Origin of the sequence: Gemmata algarum (assembly GCF_034097035.1) — a bacterium.
Lineage (GTDB): Bacteria > Planctomycetota > Planctomycetia > Gemmatales > Gemmataceae > Gemmata > Gemmata algarum.
Genome location: NZ_JAXBLV010000248.1, coordinates 1 through 22,281 on the forward strand (window position 1 = coordinate 1; position 22,281 = coordinate 22,281).

Genomic DNA, 22,281 nt, shown 5'->3' on the forward strand with positions numbered 1-22,281 from the left:
GCCCTAACGTCAACTACGCCGACCGCCCCACGTGGCGCTAACACATTGCCCTGAAAGGGTTTCACACTTTTTGTGGCGACGGCAGGACACTTTGGGACTTCCGGTCACAAGTCCGCGCGTCGAAAGTCGCAAAGTCACAAATTCGGCATGGGGCAAAGTCTTGTGACTTTATGACTTGCTGGCCTGACGACTTCTGACCGGTAGCCTTTAGCCCACGACACCGAGTTCGGGCGGATCCGGGCAAACGTCCACGGACACTTTCACAACGTGCTGCCCTCCCCCCAGAATGACACCTTTCAGCGGGCTCACGTCGTCGTAGTCGCGTCCCCATGCGAGCAAGACGTGACGCTCGCCCGGGATCTGATCGTTCGTCGGATCGAGGTCGATCCACCCGATGTCGCCACAAAACACGCTGGCCCAGGCGTGGCTGGCATCGGCACCGACGAGCCGAGATTTGCCGGGCGGCGGGAGGGTCGAAAGGTACCCGCTCACGTATCGGGCCGCGAGCCCGAGCGACCGCAAACATGCGAGCAGCAGATGGGCGAAGTCCTGACACACCCCGCGTCGCTTCTCGAACACCTCCGCGACCGGCGTCGCGAGCGTCGTCGCGCGCGGATCGTACACGAACTCCTTGTGGACCCGTGCCATCAGTTCCAGGGCGGCCTCGAGCACCGGGCGGTTCGGGGTGAACGATTCGGCGGCGTACCGCGCGTACCGCGCGTCGGCCGCGACGTACCGCGAGTCGAAAACGAACTGGTAGGCGTCGATCCACGCCGCGCCCCGGTTCCAGTTGAGTTGGTCGCGAACCGACTCCCACGCCGGAGTCGTTGCGGGGTCCGGCGGCGGTTCAACCGACACGCTGATGATGTGCTCGGCACGGACGGTCAACTCGCGGTGCGGTTCCTGGATCGTAAAGTAATGAACCGGGTTGCCGAAGAAGTCCACCCGTTCCTCGATCACCGCCGGTTCCGGGGTGATCGACAGCACCGGCTGTTCCGCGCGCTGCCGCGTGCTGTCGCGCGCCGACAGGTGTGCCACGTTCTGACAGAGCGACACGGGCTCGGTGTAGTCGTAGGTGGTGACGTGTGTGATCGTGTAGCGAATCATATCGGGTCCGGTATCCCTGCAAGTCGCCCCTGGGGCGCTGGGCCGACCGCTCTGGCCGTCTAGCTCGTTTGTTACTCGGTGCGTCTTCACCTTTGGTATCCGCGGCCTCGGCTCTCGGCCCCGTCCGTTTGATAGCGCATACCTTAGGCGGGCCGCGCTCGCGCCCCAGATGTTTGCGGCATTTACGGCTTCACAGCTTTCGGGATTTCGCCCTTCGCCGGCCCCCACTCGGTCGGCGCGTAAGCGATTGCGAGGTGAGGAGTTGCGATTCGCTTACCCTTCTCGTGCCGGCTCGTCATCGCGGCGTCGAGGACGCCGGTCGTGAGCAGTGTGCGCTCCACCGGATAGGGGGCGTGGCCCGTGCCGACGAGCGAATCGATGGCCCGCGTGAGTTCCGCAAAGTGTGCGAACGGGTCGGGTTGCTGGAGGTAGAACTGGCACACGTCCGGGTTGTCCGCTCCCTTCCGCTGGCCGGCGAAGATGAACGGCGAGCCCTCGTTCTCGTGAACCCAGCCGTTCGGCAGCACCACGAACGCCCGGAACCCGTCGCGGTACTCGATTTCAAACGTGCCGGCGTCGGCGGCCTTTGCGGTGAGGGCGCGCATATCGCCCGGGGCGTGCGCGGTCGCCCGTTTCAGCCCGGCTTCGAGGAGCGGCTTCGTCCAGGCGTGGGCGTCGAGCGCCTCCCACATCGCCTTCCCGGTGTGGCACGTCACCGCCGTCACGCCCTGCTCGGGGGGCTCACGCCCACCGCTCGCCAGTTTCCGGCGCTCGACCATGCACTGGAGCCCTTCGAGCGCGTGGAACCCGTAGGCTTCGAACGGCCCGTACCCGATCTGCACCGCGCCGACCAGCTCGCACCCCTTCGGGAGCACCACGTGCGGCTTGCGCCAGGTGACCGGGATCGACGAGCCCGCCAGGAACGGGACGTACAGCTTGCGCGCGCGGTCGTACATCCACTTCGCATCGGCCCACGTGGCCGCGAGGTGTTTGTCGTTGAACACCGGAACCGACGACTTCGTTTTCTCGAACACGTCGCAAATCGACTCGAAGAACCGCCGCCGCGGGTACAGGAGCTGCCTCTTCTCGTTCGTGGGGTACTGGCCGTGTTCGCCGATCGACAGCACGCCCTCGACCGCCAGCCCCTTCCCGCCGAGGGTGAGCGCGTCGGCCACCGTGTCACAGATCTTGAACCCGTACTTCTTGGCGAGGTCACGGCTCATGTCGTTCTTCGGCACCTGGTCGGTGACGAGCGAGACGAGCTGCATGTTCGGCCGGGAGCCGTCCGGGTAGCCGCTAAGGAGGTTGCGGAGGATCACGTCCGCGTGCGACCACTTGCGGTACTCGGTGACGACCGCCGCGACTTTCTTGGGAGGCATGACGAGGAACCAAGAGGCAGGGATGGCCACAAAAAAAGCATAAGAGGCACAAGAAGAAGACCAGAGCGCGAGAGCGAATTCAACTCTTCTGCTCTGGTTTTCCTTTGTGCTTTTTTGTGGCTAATCCTGCCTTCCTCAGTTCACGCTCAACGAGCGGCCGTTGTCCTTCGGCCCGAGGTTCAGCAGGAACGGGGCGGCCCGTTTCGCCCACACGTCCGGTTTGGGGTAGCTGGCCGCGCCGCTCGCCCACGCGTGGCGCAGCATGTCGGTGTCGATGACCCCGGGGTTCAGCGGGACCGCGGCCATCCCCTTGGGCAGTTCCTGCGCGAGCGCGAGCGTCAGCCCCTCGATCGCGTACTTCGTGGCACAGTACGGCGCCACCTCCGGCGACGTGCTCCGCCCCCACCCGCTCGAGAGGTTCACGATCACGCCCGACGCGCGCCCGACCATTGCCGGCACGAACGCGCGGATCACGTTGAATACCCCTTCGATGTTCACGGCGAGCAGGGCGCGGAACTCGTCGGGCGGCACCTCCCACAGCGGGGCCGGGGTGTTCATCAGCGCCGCGTTGTTGACGAGCAGGTCCGGCGGCCCGTACCGCTCCAACACGACCGCGCTCCAGTTGAGCACCGCGTTCGCGTCGGTCACGTCCACCTGCGTAAATGAATGCGGGCCGGGGTAGTCGGTGCGGAGCGCGCGGACGTGGCCGTCGCTGCGCCCGCACCCGACAACCGTGTGCCCGCTGGCGGCGAACGCGGCCACCAGCGCCCGCCCTAGCCCCCGCGTCGCCCCGGTGATGACAATCGTTTTGGACACGCACCTCTCCCCATAAACAATGGCGGCTCTCACGGCTTGCCGAACACCTGCACCCAGTACGGCTCGCCCCGTTTGTTCTTCGCCACCGCGACCCCGATCTCGGTGTACTCGGCGCGCAAAATGTTGTCGCGGTGTGTGGGCGAGTCCATCCACTCGGCGACAACTCCGGCTGCGTCCTTGGCGTTCCACGCGATGTTCTCGCCCACGAGTTGCGGCTTGTAGCCCGCCGCCGCCACACGATCTGCCGGGGTTTTCTCATCCAAAACGTGTTCGAGCTTGTCCTGAGCCGCCATGTCGGCGGCGTGGTTCCGGGCCGCGTCCATCAGCTTCGCGTTCGGCTTCAGCGGGTTCCGGTCCGCCTTTCGGCGTTCAGCGTTTGTCTTCTCGACGAGGGCAGACTCCGCCTCGGTAAGTTTCGGCGCCCCGGGGTCATCTTTTTTCTCGTCGGCGGCCATCACGAGTGCTGTCGCCGAGGCGAGCAGAAGAGCGGTGAACCGGCTCATGGTTTGCTCCGATTTTGAGCAGGCAATGGCATTGCGATCGCCGCGTCGCGGTGGCACAATGCGCGGAGCCCTTTGCTGTCTCACCCGGTTCCCGCGAATTGTGCGAATTGACACCGCGGGCGGCCGTGAGCTATAGTGACGTCAACTAATCAGTGATCGCGTCTTTACGCGCGGGCCGGACGCCCGTTCTCGTGCGCGGCGCAGGATGCCGGCTCCCCACAACGGGGAGCGTTTTACGTGCCGCCGATGCCCTTTCTTTGAGGCGGCCGACAGAACTCGCGGGCGCCGCCCGCACGGGGTGCGAACCGAAATGGGAACGCCGACCGACCCGACCGGCCGTCCGTCCGCGGCGAACCACGCCGCGCCGGTCCCGCCGTCGGCCGGGGCGCCGGGCGCCGAGGCGCCGCCGCTGAGCGGCGGGTCCACGTCCGCGCACCAGCCGAACAACTCGCTGTCCGACCTGATCCTGAACGGCAGCTCGGTCCGGGCGCGGGCCGCCGGGTCCGACATCGCGAAGTTCCTCACGCAGCCGCAGGGGGTGGCCGCCAACACCGACGACGCCCCCACCATCATCACCAAGAACGGGGACAAGGGGCCGCTCACGCCGCCGCCCGCCCCGCTGCCGCCGGCCGGCAGCGAGCCGCCGTCCGTCGCCGGCCGGCGGCTCGGGCACTTCGAGCTGATCGAGGCCATCGGCGCGGGCGGCATGGCCGCGGTGCTGAAGGCCCGCGACCTCGAGCTCGGGCGCGTCGTCGCGCTGAAGATCCTGCCCCCGGAGGCCGCCCGCGACCCCGAGAGCGTGACCCGGTTCAAGCAGGAGGCGCGCTCGGCCGCCAAGCTCGACCACGAGAACATCGCCCGGGTCTACTTCTGCGGCGAGGACCAGGGGCTGCACTTCATCGCGTTCGAGTTCGTCGAGGGCGAGAACCTGCGGGTGCTCATCGACCGCCGCGGGCGGCTCCCGAAGGCCGAGTGCGTCCGGTACATGATCCAGGTCGCGGCCGGGCTGAACCACGCCGCCGAGCGCGGCGTGGTCCACCGCGACATCAAGCCGTCGAACATCCTCATCACCCCGGACGGCCGCGCGAAGATCGTGGACATGGGGCTGGCCCGGTACCTCGGGTCCGAGCTGAGCAACGGGGGCGTGACGCAGTCCGGGGTGACGCTCGGCACGTTCGACTACATCTCGCCGGAGCAGGCACTGGACCCGCGCCGGGCGGACGTGCGGTCCGACATCTACTCGCTGGGCTGCACCTTCTACCACGCGCTCACCGGGCGCCCGCCGGTCCCCGAGGGCACCGCGGCGCGGAAGCTTCGGGCGCACCAGGAGGACGACTTCCTCGACCCGCGCGAGCTGAACCCCGGGATCCCTGATGAACTCGCCGCCGTGCTGGCCCGCATGGTCATGAAGGACCCGAACGCGCGGTACCAGACCCCGACCGAGCTGATCGCCCATTTGAAGGGGTTGGCCGAACAACTGAACATCGCGGACGCGGTCGCCAACGATCCCGCGGCGCAGGCGGTGCCGGCGGACAAGCAGGTGCTGCCCGAGGTGCCGACGATCCGCCCGTGGTGGGTGCTGGCGGTCGTAGCGGTGGCGGCGGCCGTCGTGGCGTTCGTGGTGTCCACCGCCGACCCCGGGCGCGCCCCGGGCATCCAGCCCCCCCCGGAGAGCGCCGCAAAGGCGCCGGAACCGGTCGCCGGGACCAAGGGCGGGCCGGTGCTCGCGCCGGCCGCGGAGGCCGGCGGCGTGGTGCGCACGGTCGATGAGCTGGCGAAGCGGCTCGCGGACCCATCCACGAACGAGGTGACCCTCGCGCCGGTCAGCTTCGACCTGTCGAAGCTGACCCAGCCGATCGCGTTCCAGGGGGCGAGCCTCAAGCTGGTCGGGACGCCCGACGGACAGGGGCGCGGCTCCCGGTTGGTGCTCCCGCCCGGCGCGCTCTCGATCAAGGCGCAAACGGTCGCCGTGCGGGGGGTGTGGGTCGTCTGCACCGCGCCGACACGCGAGTGGCCCGCCGAGAGCGAGCGCGGGGCGTGGACCGGGCTGCGGCTCGAAGACGCCGAGCGCGTCGAGCTGACCGAGTGCGTGTTCCGGTCCGCGCCCGGCGCCCCCGACGAGTCGTTCCCGGGACAGGCGGGCGGCGCGAGTGCGGTGAGCGTGACCCGGAGCACCGACGGCCGCGTGCCCCGCGTGTCCCTCGCCCGGTGCCTGTTCGGCCCCGGCGCGGTCGCCCTCACGCTCCCGGCCGGTTCGACCGCCGCCGCCGCCGACTGCGGGTTCGCGCCGCACACCGCGGTGGTGCAGTTCGACGCCCCGGGCGAAGCGGGCGGGCGGTCGGAGGCCCAGTTCGACCGGTGCTCGTTCATGCTCAACTCCGGCGGCGCGGCGGCGGAGGCGGCCGGCGACCTGACGGTCCGGGCCGAGGACTGCGTGTTCGCCCCGGTGTACGGGCCGTCCCTTTTACCGACGAGCGTGTTCGAGGACCAACCGGCGCGCGGGGCCGTGATCCGGGTGCGCGGGGTGACGTTCCGGGGCGTGCAACTGGTGCTGCCCGCCGGGCGGGCCAGCGCGTTCTACGCCGTGAACCCGGTGCGCGGGGCGGACCGGGCGCTCACGTTCGACGAGTGCCGCGGGGTTACGGGGCTGTCGGTCGAGGACAAGGGGAAGGTCGAGCTGCGCGAGCGCCCGTGGGACAAAGCGAACCCGGACCCCGCGGCGCTGGCGGCCGGCCCGAGCCCGTGGTCGGCGTTCCGGCTCGGCTTCGGCACCGAACCGGCGCTGTTCACCAGCGACAAGCGGCGCCCGGAGCCGCGCGGGGCGGCGTTCAACGACGCCGAACGGCACGACCTGCTCGCGTGGCGGCACCGCGCGTACCCGGACCTCAAGATCTGGCCGCCGGCGCGCCCGCTGTCCGCGGCCGAGGTGACCGAAAAGGTGTGGCACCCGGACGCGAAACCCGAGGACCTGCGGCCCGGCGAGTTCAGCGACCTGCGGGCGCTGCTGCGCGTGGCCCGGCCGGACGACGTCGTCCTCATCCATCACACCGGCGACCTGCGGGTCGACAATGAGGAGCTCAAGACAGCGGCCAAGTCGAACGGGGGCGAACTGCGGGTCACGTTCCGCCCCAAGAAGGGGTTCGCGCCGGTGCTCGTGATCCAGGGCGACATGGACCGCGACCAGAGCCTCTTCAAGCTAAAGTCCGGCGAGGTGACGTTCGAGGACCTGACGTTCCGGCTCACACCGAAGGAGGGGCAGACGGTAGCCGCGGTGGCGGTGATCGGCGGAAAGGGATGCACCTTCCGCCGGTGCGCGTTCACGCTCGCCGAAGAGGACGACTCGAGAGCCGCCGCGGTCCTCCTGCCGGACCCCGAAAAAGTGATGAAGATGACCGGAACGGCGCGGGCGGTGCCCAAGATTGTGTTCGAGCGCTGCGTGGTCCGCGGGCGCGGCCGGGCCGTGTGGGTCGAGGTGAGCCGGCCGCTCGCCCTGGAGGTGACCGATACCCTCACGGCCCTGGACGGGCCGGTGGTGCTCGTCCAGGCAGGCGGCGAAGGCGGGACCGGCACCAGCAGCGCGCGGCTGACCCGGGTCACGGCTCTGACGGGCGGGCCGGTGGTCGAGCTGCGCGGCGGGAAATCGACCGATCTGATGCGGAGTTCGAGCCTCACGAAGCTCGAGGTGGAGACCGACGACTGCCTGTTCGTGGACGTGCCGGGGGCGGGCCGGCCGCTCGTCGAGATCGAGGGCGTCGAGCCGACGGACTGGAAATCGGTACTGGCGTGGCGGGTGCCCGGGAAGCCGAACCGCTACGCCAACTTCGACGCGGCGGCGGTGGTGGCGCAGGTCCGCGCCGGCGGCGACGGCAGTGTGAAGGAGTGGGGCTGGAACGACTGGGCCAACAACGTTGGTGAGCCCCTGTCGGCCCGCGGCGTTCGGTTGGGCAAGGTGAAGTTCGCGGCGGCACCGGCCGGGCTGAAGGACCTGTCCGCGGTCCGCCCCGCCGACTTGGCGGTGGAGTCCGTGGCGTTCCCCGACCCCGCCGACAAGTTGGCGGGCGGAGCCGACCCGAAGGTGCTGCCCGCCCTGCCCGAAGAGCTGAAGCCGGAGTGATGCCGAATCCAGTCGTTTCAAGTTGGCGGCCTGGAATTACAGGGTTCCGACACAACGATGAACAACGGATCGGCATTTGCTGTTTGCGCCAAACCCTCGTCTAGCAAGATCAGCTTGGCAGCAGCCAGGGGCCGCCGGCGTGTACCGCGGAACCGGATACAGGCGTTGCGCGGGGTCAGCGCCCGCGGTTACCCACAGAAGCGGTATCACGCCATCGGTAGTCGAGGTGCGCGACCGCACCTCGCGGCGGATGCCGCGCCTTACCGACGGTGTCGGTTACTGCTCCGGCCGGCCGATCCGCTTACCCGTATCCGGGTCCCGCCCACTGAGCGTCCGCCAGGTGACAACCCGCAGGTACAGACCCACCGGGAACATCACCACCGTTAGCGACAGAAATCCGAGCGGTTCGCCGAGGTACACGAACGTGAGCACGAGGGCGGCCACCCACATCGGACCCAGAATCGCCAGGAGCAGGTACACGAGCCAAGCGTGGCGGAGCCGGTCCGACCACCGGTCCGGGGGCTCCGATAACCGTGGGGGCAAACGGTCCGACAGGTCCCCGGGGAACTTGGGCAGGTCCCCAAAGCCCTCACTCATACGCACACCTCCTCTTCGCCGACCAAACAGCTCGCCGGCACGGCCCTCTCCTGGGAGCAACGCAACTCAGACTACGTGGCGGTGTCCGGTGCAGCGCCGGGTTCGGCGGGCTACTTACCCCCGAAGGTCATGTTGTAGCTCCACGTTTCGCCGGGCGAGGCCACCGGCAACTCGGGGACGCGCTTCTTCGTCGTCGCGTAGTCTTCGACGAAGCAGTCGTAGGTCAACCGGACGGTGTCCTTCCTCCCGTCGCCGGTGATTTCCAACTCCAGCCGGCCTGGGCGGATCGATTTGCCGGTGCAGCGCCGGTCGGAGTAGATGGCCTCGCCTCCCTGACCACGAACCCGAACCTCGTCCCTTGCCCCGTCGGCGAAGGGGAACGCGGACCGGTCGTACACGAGCACCACCTGCCGCGCTTGGCCACCGTTCGTGTGCTCGATCGTCTCCAGCACCGCCCCACCCTTGCGGCCATTCCGCTCTGCGGTGCGACGGAGCACCATGACCTTTCCGGCCGGCACTTTGGCCTCGAACACGTACCTACCGATCCCGATATCGTCGGGGTCAAGGGTGTCCGATTTGCGGGGGCTGACGGGGGTGACTTCCGGCTTGTCTTCAGCCGCGCAGCCGAACATCGCGCACGCCGCGGCCGCCAGCAGGGGGCGAACAAATTTCATGGGCTACGTCCTCTGTTGCCGAACAAAGAGCTCAGCAGCGGCGGGGGCTGAGTGAGCTACGAACCCCAGAAAGCCTATCTGCCCCCGCCGTCTGCTGCATCGCCGGGTTCGGCGCTACGACACTAACCCACCCCGGACTCGCGACACTTCCAGCACGCGCCCCGCTGACTCTGGGAACGACTCACCCCGCAGGCGGAAGCCTGCCAAATACTCCCGTGCCCACTCCGGCAGAACGTCCAGCGACAACGGCACGGCGGGGCGCGCCACCAAGCGGTAACCGTCGGCCTCCTTGCCGCCGTACACGTAGTCGTAGGCGTACAGCCCGCGCTCGGCCGCCCGGCGCCAGCTCATCACTACCCGGCCGGGGTATAGGAACAGCTCCGGCTTGGGCTTGCTCCGCCGCGGCAGGTCCGCCAGCAGGGCCGACAGCATCAGGTGCGAGTCGAGGTCGCGGAAGACCGCCCGTGGGACCGGCCCCGGACCGGCGGTGGTGAGCGTCCCGACGCGGCCGAAGTCGTCGACAGCGTACCACTCAAGGTCCGCCCAGTCGGGCCGCTTGCCCGCAGCACCGGCCGCCCAGACCTGCTCCAACCACTTGCGGCTCGGATCTGCCACCGTGCGCCCTCATGCGGCTTGGGGTTGCCGAAAGAATCCATGCAAGCCGCGTGTGCTACGGTGAGAGCGAGGCGCCCTTGGGACCTCAAAGGCTTGCGCTGTCGTCGGGCACCATTGTGGCGATCGATCTGGGTCGGTACAAGAGCGTGGCGTGCGGATGCCGCCGGGTGCCCCGGGCGCACACGTTCCGCATCCTGGACACGACTTACAGGTAGTGCGGCACCGGCGCATCGTGAGCGTCAGGCGTGCGCTACCGACGAGAGTGTGCAGGGTCCGGTGGTCGGCGTGCTCGGTCCACATGGCCGCCCGCAGCGCGTACCGTACAGTCGCTTCGCGCAGGCGTCAGGTCACGAGTCACGGTCGGCTTCTTCATGGGCCAGCCTCTTGGGATGACCCAACGCCTATCTGGTCAACCGCGTCCGATCCAGTCACGTTTGCCGGCCTCGAAAAAACTGCCGGCATGAGCGTGAGCGTACGGGCCGGCCCGCGCGTCACTGGGGCTTCGGCCCTTCGAGCGCCTGGAGCGCCTCGACGAACAGCTCCGGCGGGTCGATCACCGAGTCGCCGTCCTTCAGCGTGATGAACGGGTGCCACACCCCGTGCCACACCCAGAACACGTCATCGGTGATGGGGTACGCGTGCTCGCGGAAGTTCTCCACCGCGAACAGGTGCAGGCCGTGAACGTCCTTGATCGCCGGGAACGACACCGGCCACACCGCGAGTTCGTCCCGGCTCGGGACGGCCACCCAGAACCCCGCCGGGGAGTCCGGCATGAGCTCCTCCACGAGCAGCGCGCGGGCCGCGTCGTAGCTGTCGCCGGTGTGCCCCAGGTAGATGTCGTGGTCCGGCGAGGCGCGGTCGAAGAAGTCCGCCGGGGTCGCGTTCCGCAAGTTCTCGACCGCGACGTCGAGCAGATCCTCGCCCCGCTTGCGCGAGCGCTTCAGCATCTCGTCGGTGACGAACGCCATCGTGTGCGGGAAGTCCACCACCAGGGTGATTTCCAGCCCGGTGCCCGGGAGCGGGATGCCCCACGGGTGGGCCGCGCGCTTGTCGAACGGCCGCCCGAGCCGCGGGCGCAGCCGGTCCGCGACGGTCATGAGGTCGTGCGGTATGTCGGGCGCGGCGACGGCCCGGGCGAGCCGGTCGAGGAACCCGTCGATCAGTTCGGGCCACTCGGCCGCGTCGGCGGCCTTCGCGCGGCGGTACAGGTTCGCCAGCCCGATGTACTGCTCGTCGCCGCCCCCCGGCGGGCGCACGTTCACCCCGCCCGGCTCCCAGGTCGCGACCGCGTACCCGCCGGCCGCGAGCCGGCCCGCGACCGCGGATCGGAACGCCGCGGGGAACTGCGGGGCCGGCTCGTCGTCGGGCAGATCGGCAGCGGACACGTACAGGTCTCCGGTGGTCAGGCGCGGACTTCGGCCGCCGGCTCCGCGCCGACCGCCCCCTTCGGCAGTTTCACCACGAGCACCGAGCACGCGGACTCGCGCATCACGCGCTCGGCCACGCTGCCCATCACGGGCCGCTCGACGCCCGTGCGGCCGTGGGTGCCGATCACGATCAGGTCGATCCCGGCGTCCGCGGCGTAGCGGGCGATCTCCGCGGCCGGGTCGCCCTCCAGCAGCACGTGGCTGACCGAAATCTTCGGGTTCGCCGGGCGCACCTGCTCGAGCAGCCCCTTGGCCTGCTCGCGGGTGAGGCCGGTCCCGGGGGCGTAAACGTGAACCGCGGCCAGGGTCGCGCCGTGCGCCTCGGCCAGCGCGACGGCATGAAAATAGGCCAAGTTCGAGTAACTCGAAAAGTCGGTCGGGTACAGGACGCGGGCCACGCGGATCATGGAGAGGCCTCCCGGGGCGGTCGGGGCCGGGCGCCGGCCGCCGCTCCTATCGTACCAACGGAACCGACCGAAGGAAGGAGGCCCGCGAGAAGTGGTGCCCCGGGCGGGCGTGGCACGAGGGCGATCCACGGCGATTCCGCCGCGGGCGCCGGACGGTGCGGGCCGTGTGCGACCGCACGAAACAGCCGTTGCCGTTGCGGCCGGCGCACGTCCGCCGGGCTCGGCGCCTCACGCCAGCAGCGCCAGCGTCACACTCCGGCCGGTTGCGGAGCCGCCAGGGCGCGCAGTTCGGTGCAGATCGGCCCGATCAGTTCGGCCTCTAATCGCGCGAGCACCCGGGCCGCGGTCGCACCGTCCAACGCACGGTGGTCGTACACCACCCGCACGGTCACCGAGCCGCTCGCCTGGATGACGCCGTACGTCAGGGTGGCGGTCAGCGGGGAGATCGGGTGCAGCGATTCCGCGCCCAGCGAGGCGTAGGAGCTCAGCCCGAAGGTGCCGAACTGGGCGGGCCGGGATCGGGGCAGGTTCAGTCCCAGCCACAGGAGGCACCGCCGCAGCGGGCGCGGGAGCCGGGCCACGCGGAGCAACTTGCGGAAGCACTTGACCTCTTCCACGGGGGCCTCCCGCAGGACCCGCACGCGCGCGTCCGTCTCGACCAGCGGGCGCTCGGCCGGGCCGTCCACGCGGCCGAAGAACACGGCCCGCTCGCCCCGGTACTCCCGCTCCACGGCCACCGACGCCACGCTCGTGGGGTACTCGTACAGGTGCGGCCAGGGCAGGCACACGTACGCCCTCCGCAGCTCCGGCACGTCCGCGGCGACCCGCGCGAACGCCTTGAGGAACACCGCGGGCCACCCCGGCCGGGGCGCCGCCTCGTCCCGCGCCCGGGCGACGGCGCCCAGGTGCATGCGCCGCTCGACCGGAACGCCCGGGACCCGGGACGCGAGGTGGAGCAGGTCCACCAGGAACCGCCGTGGGGCCGACAGGCCGATACGCCGTCCGCGCATGTCCCCTCACAGTTAGGCCGCCTTGACGGCCCGGAAAATGTACGCCTGGTCGCAGTAGCTCAGCCGGTGGGCGATCTGGGCGTAGCCGGCTTCCACCAGCTTGGCGGTCACGGCGGCGGCGGGAAGGTAATGGAACCGGCCGGCCCGAGCCTCGCGCTTGAGCCACCGCCCGTACCGGAGCATCCGCCAGCACCGCTTCAGGTGCCGCAGGGGCCGCTCGGACCGCAGGGCCGCGAGCACCGAGCCCCGGGCCACGCGGCCCCAGGACGGGTCCGGCACGTTGACCGAGAACACGAACCGCCCGCCCGGGCGGAGCACCCGGAACACCTCGCTCAGGAGCCGGTCGTAGGCCCGGGTGGTCCACGCCCCGTGGTCGAACGATTCGGCGTAGGAGATCGACAGCCCGGACGCCACGTGGTCGAACGTTCGGTCGGCGAACGGCTCGAGGCCGCGGCTGAAGTCGTGGCAGAGGAACCGGACCCGCGGCCCCGGGGGCGGGCTCAGGGACGCCTGCAACCGGTCATAAGCGTGGGCGTTGACCCCCGCGCAATCCACGCCAACGACCTCCGCGACGGTGCCGCCGGTGCGGGTCCAGATCGTCCGGGTGATGGCCCCCCCGCCGCACCCGAGGTCGAGCCACCGGTCGCCGGGGCCGGGAGCGGCCCAGTCGATCGTGTCGGCGAGCAACTGGCGGTAAGGGGGTAGCTCGTGCTGCCCCCAGAACGCCTTCGCGCACCGGGGGTCGGGCCAGAAGCTTTGAACACCGGCGGGCATACCGCTCCTTCGTGCAACCATCCACCAGGGGAATCTCACCAGCGACCGCACGGGCGACAGACCGGTCGCGGCCCCGCCCGCCCGCTCGCTCTGGCGGGGCACGGGGGACCGTACCCTGCGAGCGCACGGGCCACAAGGGTAGTCGGCTGCCCCTGGCCGCATTTTGGTGTCAGGACTCTCCCCACACCGGATCGAGTGTCCCGCATCCAATCATTGCATTTGATTTAATGATAATTGTTTCAATTAATGCGAGTGGCTGTTGATGAGTTGCGCACCGGGCGTGCCCTCGTGGAGCTGGTTCGGTCAGGAAATGCGGCAATCAGATGACGCCCCTTCGTGCTAAACTTGTGTGCAAGACGTGACACGCGAAGAATACATCGGCAGGGGATCGGCGACACCCCGACCGGCACGGCCCGTGGATCTTTTCGCGGGCCGCTGTCGTCTGCGGTCGCTCGCCCGGTGACCGGGGCGTAGGCCGGAAGCTCAGGTGTGGATCACCGGCCGCTGTCATGGGATCAGGCGTGAGTGCCCTGCGGATTTCGCTCCCGCGACCGCGCCCGCCGGTGCGCAGCCCTCACAGTGCGGGTGCGGCGCCGGCCTCTGCCCGACCGGCCGGGCACAAGGGAGTACCAGCCGGACCGTACAACTTGGTTGCGAATGTGTTGACAGCTCCGGCGCACGCCGGACCGCCCGAAGGAAAGCACTCCACTGCGGGCCGCACTCCCTCGCACGACCCACCACCGCAGCGAGCCCGGAGCCGCGCCCCACAGAGAAACGCGCGGGCACGGACGCAATCGCGCTGCGACAGGAGCATTTTGCCGACGGCACAAGGCCAGCGCCCGGTCGGGACTATCCCTATTCTTCCGGCCCGCGAGCCGCTAGCGTCCACAATCCACTATTGGTTCACGCCCGCTGTCACCAGCCTACTAACTGTTATGGCCATTCGCTCGATCTCGCATTTCACGTGGCAAGTGCTGCGTACCGCCAAACGGAGCCGGAAGCCACTCGGCGGCCGCGCCCTACGACTGGTGCCGAACTGGCACACCAAAGACGGCTCGTTCCTCACGGCTCTGGTGGAGGTCGGGCTGCTGACCTATGTCACCGGTTCCGCGGATGCCCCATTCGACGCGACGTATCGGCTGACCGAGAGGGGCGAGCACGCGGCCGAGTACGGGGAGTACGAGTACGAACCGAAGCGCCCGCCGCTCGAGCCGCCGGCCGCTACTCTACCCATCAAGAAAAGCGTCGCGAAGAAGAAGTGAGGGGCGAACGGGAGGCAACGATTCAGCCTCGGCCCGCCTTCAAGGTCTCGGTGATGCACGCTGGTACTACTCCGTTAGAGGTCCCAATCGTCCCAAGGGATTCGGCCCGCTCGTGTCGCATGATGACCTACACTCCGCGTCTCGAACCTGCCGCCCTCGACCGGCTTCGTGAGTACGCGGGTCTGTTCGCGGATGCATTCCCCGGTCCAAGCCGGCCGCGTGGGCGGGTCGCACCGAGTCCGGCTTCCCGAGGGGCGGTCCTCCACGGACTCGACACAGGCGCCCAGCAGCTCGTCAACCCGAGCCCGTGGGATCACGGCGCGGTTCTCGAGCGGTACCGGGGCCACCTGGCGCACACGTCCGCGCCCCCCGACGGGATCGTCCCGTTCGACGACATGCGACCGGTGGCGCGGGGCACGATCGCGGAACGGGTGCGTTTGCAACGGGTGAGTTGGCGCGACGGAACCAAGGGGATGTTGTCCGGGCGCGTCGCCTGAGTGCGGGTGTGGCACGCCCGCGGTTGGAAGACGGGCGAAGGCGCCGGGGTCCGGGCGTTGTGGGTGCGGATCGAGAAGCCAGGTGACGAGGGGCCGTTGAAGTTCGCCTTCTCGTACCTGCCGCCGGGTCGCGGCGGCGGACGAGCCGGTGGCCACAGTTCGCCAAACGCGAAACCGCGGTTGCCCGCTTCGCTCGCGGAGTACCGCCCACTCCGTGAGCGGGACACACTAAAATCTTGTCGCACAAATTACGGCTGCCACGGTCGCGGGCGGTCTTATGCGCCGGCGACTTGGGGGGAGGTTTCCTTCTCGCGAATCAGGTTCTGCACCCGGTCCAGCTTTGAGCCGATGAACAGCACGTTGTGCAGGTTGAAGTCCAGGTTCGACGGCCCGCCGGTCTTCACGTGCAGGTCGCCGCTGCCCAGCCCCAGCAGCCAGTGACGGAACAGGTCGTCGCGCTTCTTCTCCAGAACCAGGCCCGAGGCGTCCACCGCGACCTCGCCGTCCCCGATCTCGCGCCGGATGCGGATCTGGCCGCGGGCCACGATGATGTACGTGTAGTGGTCGTAGATGAACGTCGCGAATAGCCACATCACGAACACCGGGATGCCAATCGCCAGATAGCCCCCGGCGTTCATCCGCACGTCCACGCCGCCGAGCCACATGAGAATTTTGTCCCACCACCCCAGCAGCGCGATCGTCAGCCCGGTAATGACCAGCAGCGCGATGACGATCACCGATGCCAGGCCGCGCAGGGTCAAGTTGGTGATCGCGATGACCAGAATCAGCACCCCCGCGAACACCACACCGTAGGCGTTCGTTGCGGCCACGCGCAGCTTCGGCTGCGTGTCGGCACTGGTCGCGCTGGCGGGCGGCACGGATTTGTTTTCCGGCACCACCAGCGCCTCCTGCGTCTTCTCGCTGCCGGGCGCAGATTGGACCTGCCGCACCTCGGTCCCCTGCGGTACCACGGCCATCAGGTGCCCGTCGAGAAACGTCAGGCCCGCCATCAGGAACGCGACCGCCCAAACCGGCCACCAGTAGAACAGGTCGCTGTGCCCGTACAGACGGATCTCCTCATCCCGTTTGGCCGTCGGGGTGCCGTCAGCACTCGCCCCGTGCGGGGCAACAGGAACGGTACCCGGTGGGTATCCCGGAACGGCGGAACTCATGTGATTTCTCCGGAGGCGCGGCACCCCGGTACGCGACCTGCTGGCGCGCCGGAGCCTGTAAGCGCTGGGCAGACGCAACCCGCGTGCCGCCCGCGGTAGTTCCCGCGCCCCGTTACGGTCGCTACACTGTTGACTGACTCGATCGCCGGGCCGACGGGCGGTCCGGCAGTCGGTTGTTTCAGGAGGAAGCATCATGAAGCGGTTCGTGTTCGCCGGCGCCCTGGTCGCTCTGGCCGTCCCCTTCACCGTCGCCGAGGAAAAGCCGACCGCGACCCCGCCGGCCGCCCCGGCCGTCGCCGCCGCCCCGATCGTCGAATCCGCCCCGGTCGTGACCACCGCTGCCCCCGCCCGCCGCGGGCTGTTCGGCCGGCTCCGCAACCGCGGCACCACGACCTACGCCGTGCCGGTCACCGGCACCACCGTCGTGCCCCCGGGCACGGTCATCACCCCGGCTCCGGCGACCACCGCCCCGGCGCCGACCCCGATGCCGATGCCGAAGCCGGACACGAAGACCGACACGGCCGCCGCGCCGAGCGAGATCACCCTCGGAAACTTCGTCGCGACCGCCGACCCGGTTGTGGTGCAGGCGTCGGCCACCGAGACGGCCAAGCCGCGCCGCGGCCTGTTCAGCCGGCTCCGCGGCCGCTAACTCGCGCCCCCGGCCTAACGACGCGCCCGCGGCACGAGCCGCGGGCGTTGTGCCGCGCGGGAGGGCGCACGTGTTCGACTGGTTGTTCGGTTCCGGGTGCCCGCTCGACCCCGCCGCGAAGGAATGGGTTGAGAACCGGCTGGTGTGGTTGCGGGACGAGTTCGGCCCTGATGACCTGTACAGCGGCGCCGTGGTGCTGCCCACGCCGGCGTTCTTTCCCGACCCCTACGACGGCTCGCGCCGGGCCGCCCGGGTGCTGTTCGCCCGGGTGTGCGACTACATGGGCGTGGACCCGGAGCTGTTGCGGCTCGAATTCTTCCGCCCGTCGCCGAACGCGCTGTTCCTGGTGAACGACACAGGCGAGGCGCTCCCGACCGGCGCCGCCGGTTGGTACGCCGGCGACCGGATCCGGATCAACGAGGACGAGCTCGCCGACCCCATGAGCCTCGTCGGCACTCTGGCGCACGAACTGGCCCACCAGCGGCTGCTGGGCGAGGACCGGATCGGGCACGAGGTGTTCGACAACGAGCTGCTCACCGACCTGACGGTCGTGTTCAAGGGGATGGGCATCTTTCTGGCGAACGTCCCCCGGCACTGGGACGGGAACTACACGTACTGGCCCGGGACCGAGCTTCGGAAACCCGAGTACATGACCGGCCCGATGTTCGGGTACGCGCTCGCTCTGCTGGCGTGGGTCCGCGGCGAACCGAGCCCGGCGTGGGCGCGGTACGTGAAATCCGGTGTGCGCGGCGAGTTGCGCCAGGGGCTCCGGTTTTTGAACAAACACGGCACCGACAAGCTGCGCCCGCTCCGCCGGCGGGGCTGACCCGCACGATTTGAGTCCTCAAGGTCCGAAACCACGGCTCCCCCAATGAACGCTCTTCTGCTCCGCAACGGCCGCGTCATCGACCCGTCCCGCGACTTCGATCAGGTGACCGACCTCTGGCTCGCCGACGGCAAAGTGGCCGGCACCGGCCCGCGCCCCGCGGGCCTTTCGGGCGACGTGCAGACGCTCGACTGCACGGGGCGGATCGTGTCCCCGGGCCTCATCGACATGCACGTCCACCTGCGCGAGCCCGGGCGCGAGGAGGACGAGACCATCGCCACCGGCACGGCGGCGGCGGTCGCGGGCGGGGTCACGTCGGTGGCGTGCATGCCGAACACCGAACCGGCGCTCGACACGCGCATGTCGGTGGAGTTCGTGATCCATCAGGCGCAGCGGGCCGGGTTCTGCAACGTGTTCCCGATCGGCGCGGTGACCAAGGAGCGCGCGGGGAAGGAGCTGGCCGAGTTGGGCGGGCTGGTGGAGGGCGGCGCGGTCGCGTTCACCGACGACGGCGCCCCGGTGTACTCGGCGGAGATCATGCGCCGCGCCCTCGAGTACTGCAAGATGTTCGATAAGGCGGTGCTGGTCCACGCCGAGATCCTCGAGCTCACGCAGGGCGGCGTGATGAACGAGGGGCTCGTGAGCGTGCAGCTCGGGCTGCGCGGGATGCCCGGCGTGGCCGAGGACATCATGATCTACCGCGACATCGTGCTCGCCGAGCTGACCGGCGGGAAGGTCCACATCCTGCACGTCTCGACGGCCGGCGGGGTGGACCTCATCCGCCAGGGCCGCAAGAAGGCGGAGCAACTGAAGGCGGCGGGGAAGCCGTCGTTCTGGATCAGCGGCGAGGCGTGCCCGCACCACTTCATCCTGACCGACGAGAGCCTGCGCACGTTCGACAGCAACTACAAGATGTCGCCGCCGCTGCGCACCGAGGCCGACCGGCAGGCGGTCCTCGAGGGCCTGAAGGACGACTCGCTGACGGTGCTGGCGACCGACCACGCCCCGCACGCGCCCGAGAAGAAGGAGCGCGAGCTGGACCAGGCGCCCAACGGCATCCTGGGGCTGGAAACCTTCCTGCCGCTGTGCGTGACGCACCTGATCGAGCCCGGGCACCTGAGCTGGCCGCAGATGCTGGCGAAGATGACCTGCAACCCGGCGGCGGTGCTCGGGATCGACCGCGGCACGCTGCAACCCGGGCGCCCGGCGGACGTGACGGTGATCGACCCGAAGGTGCGCTGGACGTTCGACAAGCGGGAGTCGAAGTCGAAGAGCCTGAACACGCCGTTCCACGGGACCGAGCTGACCGGCCGCGCGGTGGCGACGATCGTCGGCGGCGCGGTGAAGATGAGCCGATTGGGGTAGGGATCCCGGGGTTGTCACCCCGGGCTATGAGCCCGCGCCCCGTTGGGGCGAAGACCAAATAAATCAGATGCGGGCGATTGATTGCCAACCCAGATCGAGGATGATTGGTGCCATCTCTTCGCCCGGGGTTTTCACCCCGGGCAATGATCCCGCGCCCCGTTGGGGCGAAGACCAGATGTGGACAATTGATTACCAACCCAGATGCGAGGCCATCTCTTCGCCCCAAAGGGGCGGTGGCTCATAGCCCGGGGTGACAACCCCGGGATCACCATCCCCGAGATAACCAACACCGGGGTGACACCCCCGGGATCATTGCGAGGCCGCCCATGCCCCAATCGTTCGCGTGCCTGCACGTCCACGTCGTGTTCAGCACCAAGTTCCGCGAACCGCTCATTACCCCCGACCTGGCCCCGCGGCTTTACAGCTACCTCGGCGGCGCGGCCCGGGTCGCCGAGGCACCGCTCATTGCGGTCGGCGGGATCGCCGATCACATCCACCTGCTCGTGTCGCTCGGCCGGTGCGAGTGCGTCGCGGATCTGGTCCGCGACCTGAAAGCGAACTCGTCCGCGTGGGTTCACGCGACGTTCCCCGCGGCGCGGTTCGCGTGGCAGGGCGGGTACGGGGCGTTCGCGGTCAGCAAGTCGAACGTCGAGGCGGTGCGGGCCTACATCGGACGCCAGGAGGAGCACCACCGCAAGCAGAACTACCAGGACGAGTACCGCGAGTTCCTGACCCGGCACGAACAGGAATGGGACGAACGATATGTGTGGGATTGAGACAGCCGGGACAACTCTGGGGTAACGTCCGCCTTGCGAAATTGCCTTCCGGGCGACATCTGGACCCACTGCTGCGATGCGAACGCGGCAGTGGGTCCGCGTCGATACCCCCAGGCACGTGACGCGCCGCCCGCGGTGCCATCTGCCGAATGGGACAGCGCGTCGCGGCAACGGCGGTACCAGCATCCGGTGCATGAAGCGGCTTGGTGTGAGGCCGCGACCGGTCGCAACCACACCCTTCGACAGCCCGAATGTCCGATGATTTCGGCGGAGCTTGTGCGATGAGCGGCTCAATTCACCGGGGATGTAGCGGAGTACACTTCGCGTCGCCGTATGCGAGTAATGGGGGCACTGGTGGGGCGCCGACGGGACATTCGCTGCCGGTGGGCGGGTTACGGGCTGGCAATTCGCTGGGCGGTCGCTACCACGAATGGCACGCCTCAACGCTCGGAACTTGGACGCAGTACCATTCAGATGGCAAGTCGTAAAGCGTTGCGATGTTTGGCTTTGCATTCGCATTTTTACGAGCGAGTTGATATTTCCCGCGCTCGAATCCAAGCTTCGGCTCGGAACAGTGAGGGACAAAAGAGCGGGAATGACCGACTTGCAACGAAGTGGACCGGTGCCCGGTGATGGCCGGCGCGCCTGTTGCGGTTCACCAACCGGCCGCGCCGAACTTGAGGTCCGCTCATGCCCAATGACGTGTTCACCCTGCGTTCGCCGATGCCCGTATCGGCCGACGAACTGTACGCCTGGCACGCCCGCCCGCTCGCGTTCCGGCGGCTCGCGCCGCCCTGGGAGGACACCCAGGTCGTGACGCAAGAGGGGGCGTTCGGTACGGAGGGGTTCCGCGTCACCCTGCGCACCAACGTCGTCGGACCGGTTAGCGGCATGTGGCTCGCCGAGTCCTACGACTTCCGCCCGGGACTTGGGTTCCGCGACCGGCAGCTCGAGGGGCCGTTCGCGACCTTCAACCACAACCACGAGTTCATCCCCAACGGGTCGGATCACTCGTTCCTCGAAGACCGCATCGAGTACCGCGTGCCCTTGGGTTGGCCCGGACGGGTACTCGGGAGCGGCATCGTCAAGCGGCGGCTCGCGCAGGTGTTCGCCTACCGGCACTTCATCACCGCCAGCGACCTCGCCCGGCACGCGAAGTTCGCCGACCGACCGCGCCTCACGGTCGCTGTTACCGGCTCGCGCGGGCTGGTCGGCTCGGAACTCGTGCCGCTGCTCACCACCGGCGGGCACCGGGTCGTTCGGCTGCTCACCGGCGACGCCCGCCCGCCCTACGACGACGGCACTACATGGGCGAGTTGGAAGCCCGACGCGCCGCTCGCCTCCTCTACCCTTGAAGGCGTAGACGCGCTGGTTCACCTTGCGGGCGACAATGTGGCAGAGGGGCGCTGGACGGCCACCAAGAAACAAAAGATCGTCGACAGCCGCGACGGCCCGACCCGGGCGCTCGTGCAGTCGCTGGTGGCGCTCCCCGCCGAGCGCCGTCCGAAGGTGTTCGTGTGCGCGTCGGCGGTGGGATTTTACGGGGACCGCGGCGAGGAAGAGCTGACCGAGGAATCGGCGGCGGGCACCGGGTTCTTTCCCGAGGTGGCGAAGAAGTGGGAGGAGGCGTGCGCGCCGGCGCGCGATGCCGGCATCCGCGTCGTCAACCTCCGCATCGGCGTGGTGCTCTCGCCGAAGGGCGGGGCGCTCGGGAAGCAGTTGTTGGCGTTCAAGGCCGGCGGCGGGGCCGTACTCGGGAGCGGAAGGCAGTTCGTCCCGTGGATCACCGTGAACGACACGGCCGGCGCGATTCACCACGCGCTGATGAACGAGTCGGTGAGCGGCCCGGTGAACATCGTCGGACCGAACCCGGTAACCAACCGGGAGTTCACCAAAGCTCTGGGCCGCGTGCTGAACCGGCCGGCGTTCCTGTGGCTCCCGCGGTTCGCGCTCCGGACGCTGTTCGGCGAGATCGCGGACGAGGCGTTGCTCGCGAGCATGAAGGCCCGCCCCGCGAAGCTCGCGATGACGGGATTCACCTTCAGCCACACCGAACTGGAACCGGCGTTGCGGTTCTTGCTCGGGAGGTAGTGCCGCGGTACCATGCGGTGTCGGTCGGGCCGGCCAGACCGACACTTTCCGCATCTCCGCTCGCCCGCACGTCTCGCACCTGAATCCTTCAACTACCTCGGAGCTTCTCATGCCCACACTGATCGTGGCGGGTTCGCCCCCGCGCGCTTCCGCCAACGGCCCGGTGCCATCTGCCGGATACGACCAACGAATCAGCGCCGCGGCGCTCGACGCCGGTTAG

General features: G+C 69.0%; 19 protein-coding genes. 7 read left to right on the forward strand and 12 right to left on the reverse strand.

Annotation, left to right across the window (positions count from 1 at the left end):
- Positions 1 to 207 precede the first annotated feature (207 nt).
- The 4 genes from R5W23_RS31980 to R5W23_RS31995 all read right to left on the reverse strand — a co-directional run bounded on the left by R5W23_RS31980 (position 208) and on the right by R5W23_RS31995 (position 3,805).
- Positions 208 to 1,107, reverse strand: a complete 900-nt coding sequence (locus R5W23_RS31980) for a transglutaminase family protein (RefSeq protein WP_320689883.1) — start codon at positions 1,105 to 1,107, stop codon at positions 208 to 210.
- Between the two features lie 182 nt (positions 1,108 to 1,289).
- Positions 1,290 to 2,486 carry a hypothetical protein gene (locus tag R5W23_RS31985; RefSeq protein ID WP_320689884.1) on the reverse strand — a complete coding sequence of 399 codons (1,197 nt, stop codon included), beginning with the start codon at positions 2,484 to 2,486 and terminating at the stop codon, positions 1,290 to 1,292.
- 135 nt (positions 2,487 to 2,621) lie between these two features.
- Complete coding sequence (locus R5W23_RS31990; RefSeq protein ID WP_320689885.1) at positions 2,622 to 3,302, reverse strand: SDR family oxidoreductase; 681 nt, start codon at positions 3,300 to 3,302, stop codon at positions 2,622 to 2,624.
- A gap of 29 nt (positions 3,303 to 3,331) precedes the next feature.
- Positions 3,332 to 3,805: a CAP domain-containing protein gene (locus tag R5W23_RS31995; RefSeq protein ID WP_320689886.1), complete on the reverse strand. Its 474-nt coding sequence runs from the start codon at positions 3,803 to 3,805 to the stop codon at positions 3,332 to 3,334.
- Between the two features lie 310 nt (positions 3,806 to 4,115).
- Between R5W23_RS31995 and R5W23_RS32000 the strand changes: the two genes are divergently transcribed.
- Complete coding sequence (locus R5W23_RS32000) at positions 4,116 to 7,919, forward strand: serine/threonine-protein kinase (protein ID WP_320689887.1); 3,804 nt, start codon at positions 4,116 to 4,118, stop codon at positions 7,917 to 7,919.
- A gap of 276 nt (positions 7,920 to 8,195) precedes the next feature.
- Here R5W23_RS32000 and R5W23_RS32005 read toward each other — a convergent pair whose 3' ends face one another.
- The 7 genes from R5W23_RS32005 to R5W23_RS32035 all read right to left on the reverse strand — a co-directional run bounded on the left by R5W23_RS32005 (position 8,196) and on the right by R5W23_RS32035 (position 13,423).
- A complete protein-coding gene (locus tag R5W23_RS32005; protein ID WP_320689888.1) occupies positions 8,196 to 8,516 on the reverse strand; it encodes a hypothetical protein in 321 nt (106 codons plus the stop codon).
- 110 nt (positions 8,517 to 8,626) lie between these two features.
- Entirely contained in the window at positions 8,627 to 9,190 is a 564-nt protein-coding gene (locus R5W23_RS32010) for a hypothetical protein (protein ID WP_320689889.1), read from the reverse strand.
- A 114-nt stretch (positions 9,191 to 9,304) separates the two neighbouring features.
- Entirely contained in the window at positions 9,305 to 9,805 is a 501-nt protein-coding gene (locus R5W23_RS32015) for a hypothetical protein (RefSeq protein ID WP_320689890.1), read from the reverse strand.
- A 491-nt stretch (positions 9,806 to 10,296) separates the two neighbouring features.
- Positions 10,297 to 11,190: a DUF1444 family protein gene (locus R5W23_RS32020; protein ID WP_261185269.1), complete on the reverse strand. Its 894-nt coding sequence runs from the start codon at positions 11,188 to 11,190 to the stop codon at positions 10,297 to 10,299.
- A 17-nt stretch (positions 11,191 to 11,207) separates the two neighbouring features.
- On the reverse strand, positions 11,208 to 11,639 hold the full coding sequence (locus tag R5W23_RS32025; protein WP_261185270.1) for a universal stress protein: 432 nt from the start codon (positions 11,637 to 11,639) through the stop codon (positions 11,208 to 11,210).
- Positions 11,640 to 11,887: 248 nt separating this feature from the next.
- Entirely contained in the window at positions 11,888 to 12,649 is a 762-nt protein-coding gene (locus R5W23_RS32030; RefSeq protein ID WP_261185271.1) for a 2-oxo acid dehydrogenase subunit E2, read from the reverse strand.
- A 12-nt stretch (positions 12,650 to 12,661) separates the two neighbouring features.
- On the reverse strand, positions 12,662 to 13,423 hold the full coding sequence (locus tag R5W23_RS32035) for a class I SAM-dependent methyltransferase (protein ID WP_261185273.1): 762 nt from the start codon (positions 13,421 to 13,423) through the stop codon (positions 12,662 to 12,664).
- Positions 13,424 to 14,358: 935 nt separating this feature from the next.
- Between R5W23_RS32035 and R5W23_RS32040 the strand changes: the two genes are divergently transcribed.
- A complete protein-coding gene (locus R5W23_RS32040) occupies positions 14,359 to 14,685 on the forward strand; it encodes a hypothetical protein (RefSeq protein ID WP_320689891.1) in 327 nt (108 codons plus the stop codon).
- 772 nt (positions 14,686 to 15,457) lie between these two features.
- On the opposite strand, the gene R5W23_RS32045 is transcribed toward R5W23_RS32040, so the two are convergent.
- Positions 15,458 to 16,354, reverse strand: coding sequence for a hypothetical protein (locus R5W23_RS32045; protein ID WP_261185275.1), 897 nt, complete (start codon positions 16,352 to 16,354; stop codon positions 15,458 to 15,460).
- Positions 16,355 to 16,547: 193 nt separating this feature from the next.
- Between R5W23_RS32045 and R5W23_RS32050 the strand changes: the two genes are divergently transcribed.
- The 5 genes from R5W23_RS32050 (at position 16,548) to R5W23_RS32070 (ending at position 22,061) form a co-directional block, all read left to right on the forward strand.
- Positions 16,548 to 17,003 (forward strand): hypothetical protein, encoded by a 456-nt coding sequence (locus R5W23_RS32050; RefSeq protein ID WP_320689892.1) that lies wholly within the window; start codon positions 16,548 to 16,550, stop codon positions 17,001 to 17,003.
- Between the two features lie 70 nt (positions 17,004 to 17,073).
- Complete coding sequence (locus tag R5W23_RS32055) at positions 17,074 to 17,829, forward strand: hypothetical protein (protein WP_320689893.1); 756 nt, start codon at positions 17,074 to 17,076, stop codon at positions 17,827 to 17,829.
- Positions 17,830 to 17,874: 45 nt separating this feature from the next.
- Positions 17,875 to 19,194 (forward strand): dihydroorotase, encoded by a 1,320-nt coding sequence (locus tag R5W23_RS32060; protein WP_320689894.1) that lies wholly within the window; start codon positions 17,875 to 17,877, stop codon positions 19,192 to 19,194.
- A 326-nt stretch (positions 19,195 to 19,520) separates the two neighbouring features.
- Positions 19,521 to 19,970 carry an IS200/IS605 family transposase gene (tnpA, locus tag R5W23_RS32065; RefSeq protein ID WP_320689895.1) on the forward strand — a complete coding sequence of 150 codons (450 nt, stop codon included), beginning with the start codon at positions 19,521 to 19,523 and terminating at the stop codon, positions 19,968 to 19,970.
- A gap of 690 nt (positions 19,971 to 20,660) precedes the next feature.
- Entirely contained in the window at positions 20,661 to 22,061 is a 1,401-nt protein-coding gene (locus R5W23_RS32070; RefSeq protein ID WP_320689896.1) for a TIGR01777 family oxidoreductase, read from the forward strand.
- Positions 22,062 to 22,281: the final 220 nt, after the last annotated feature.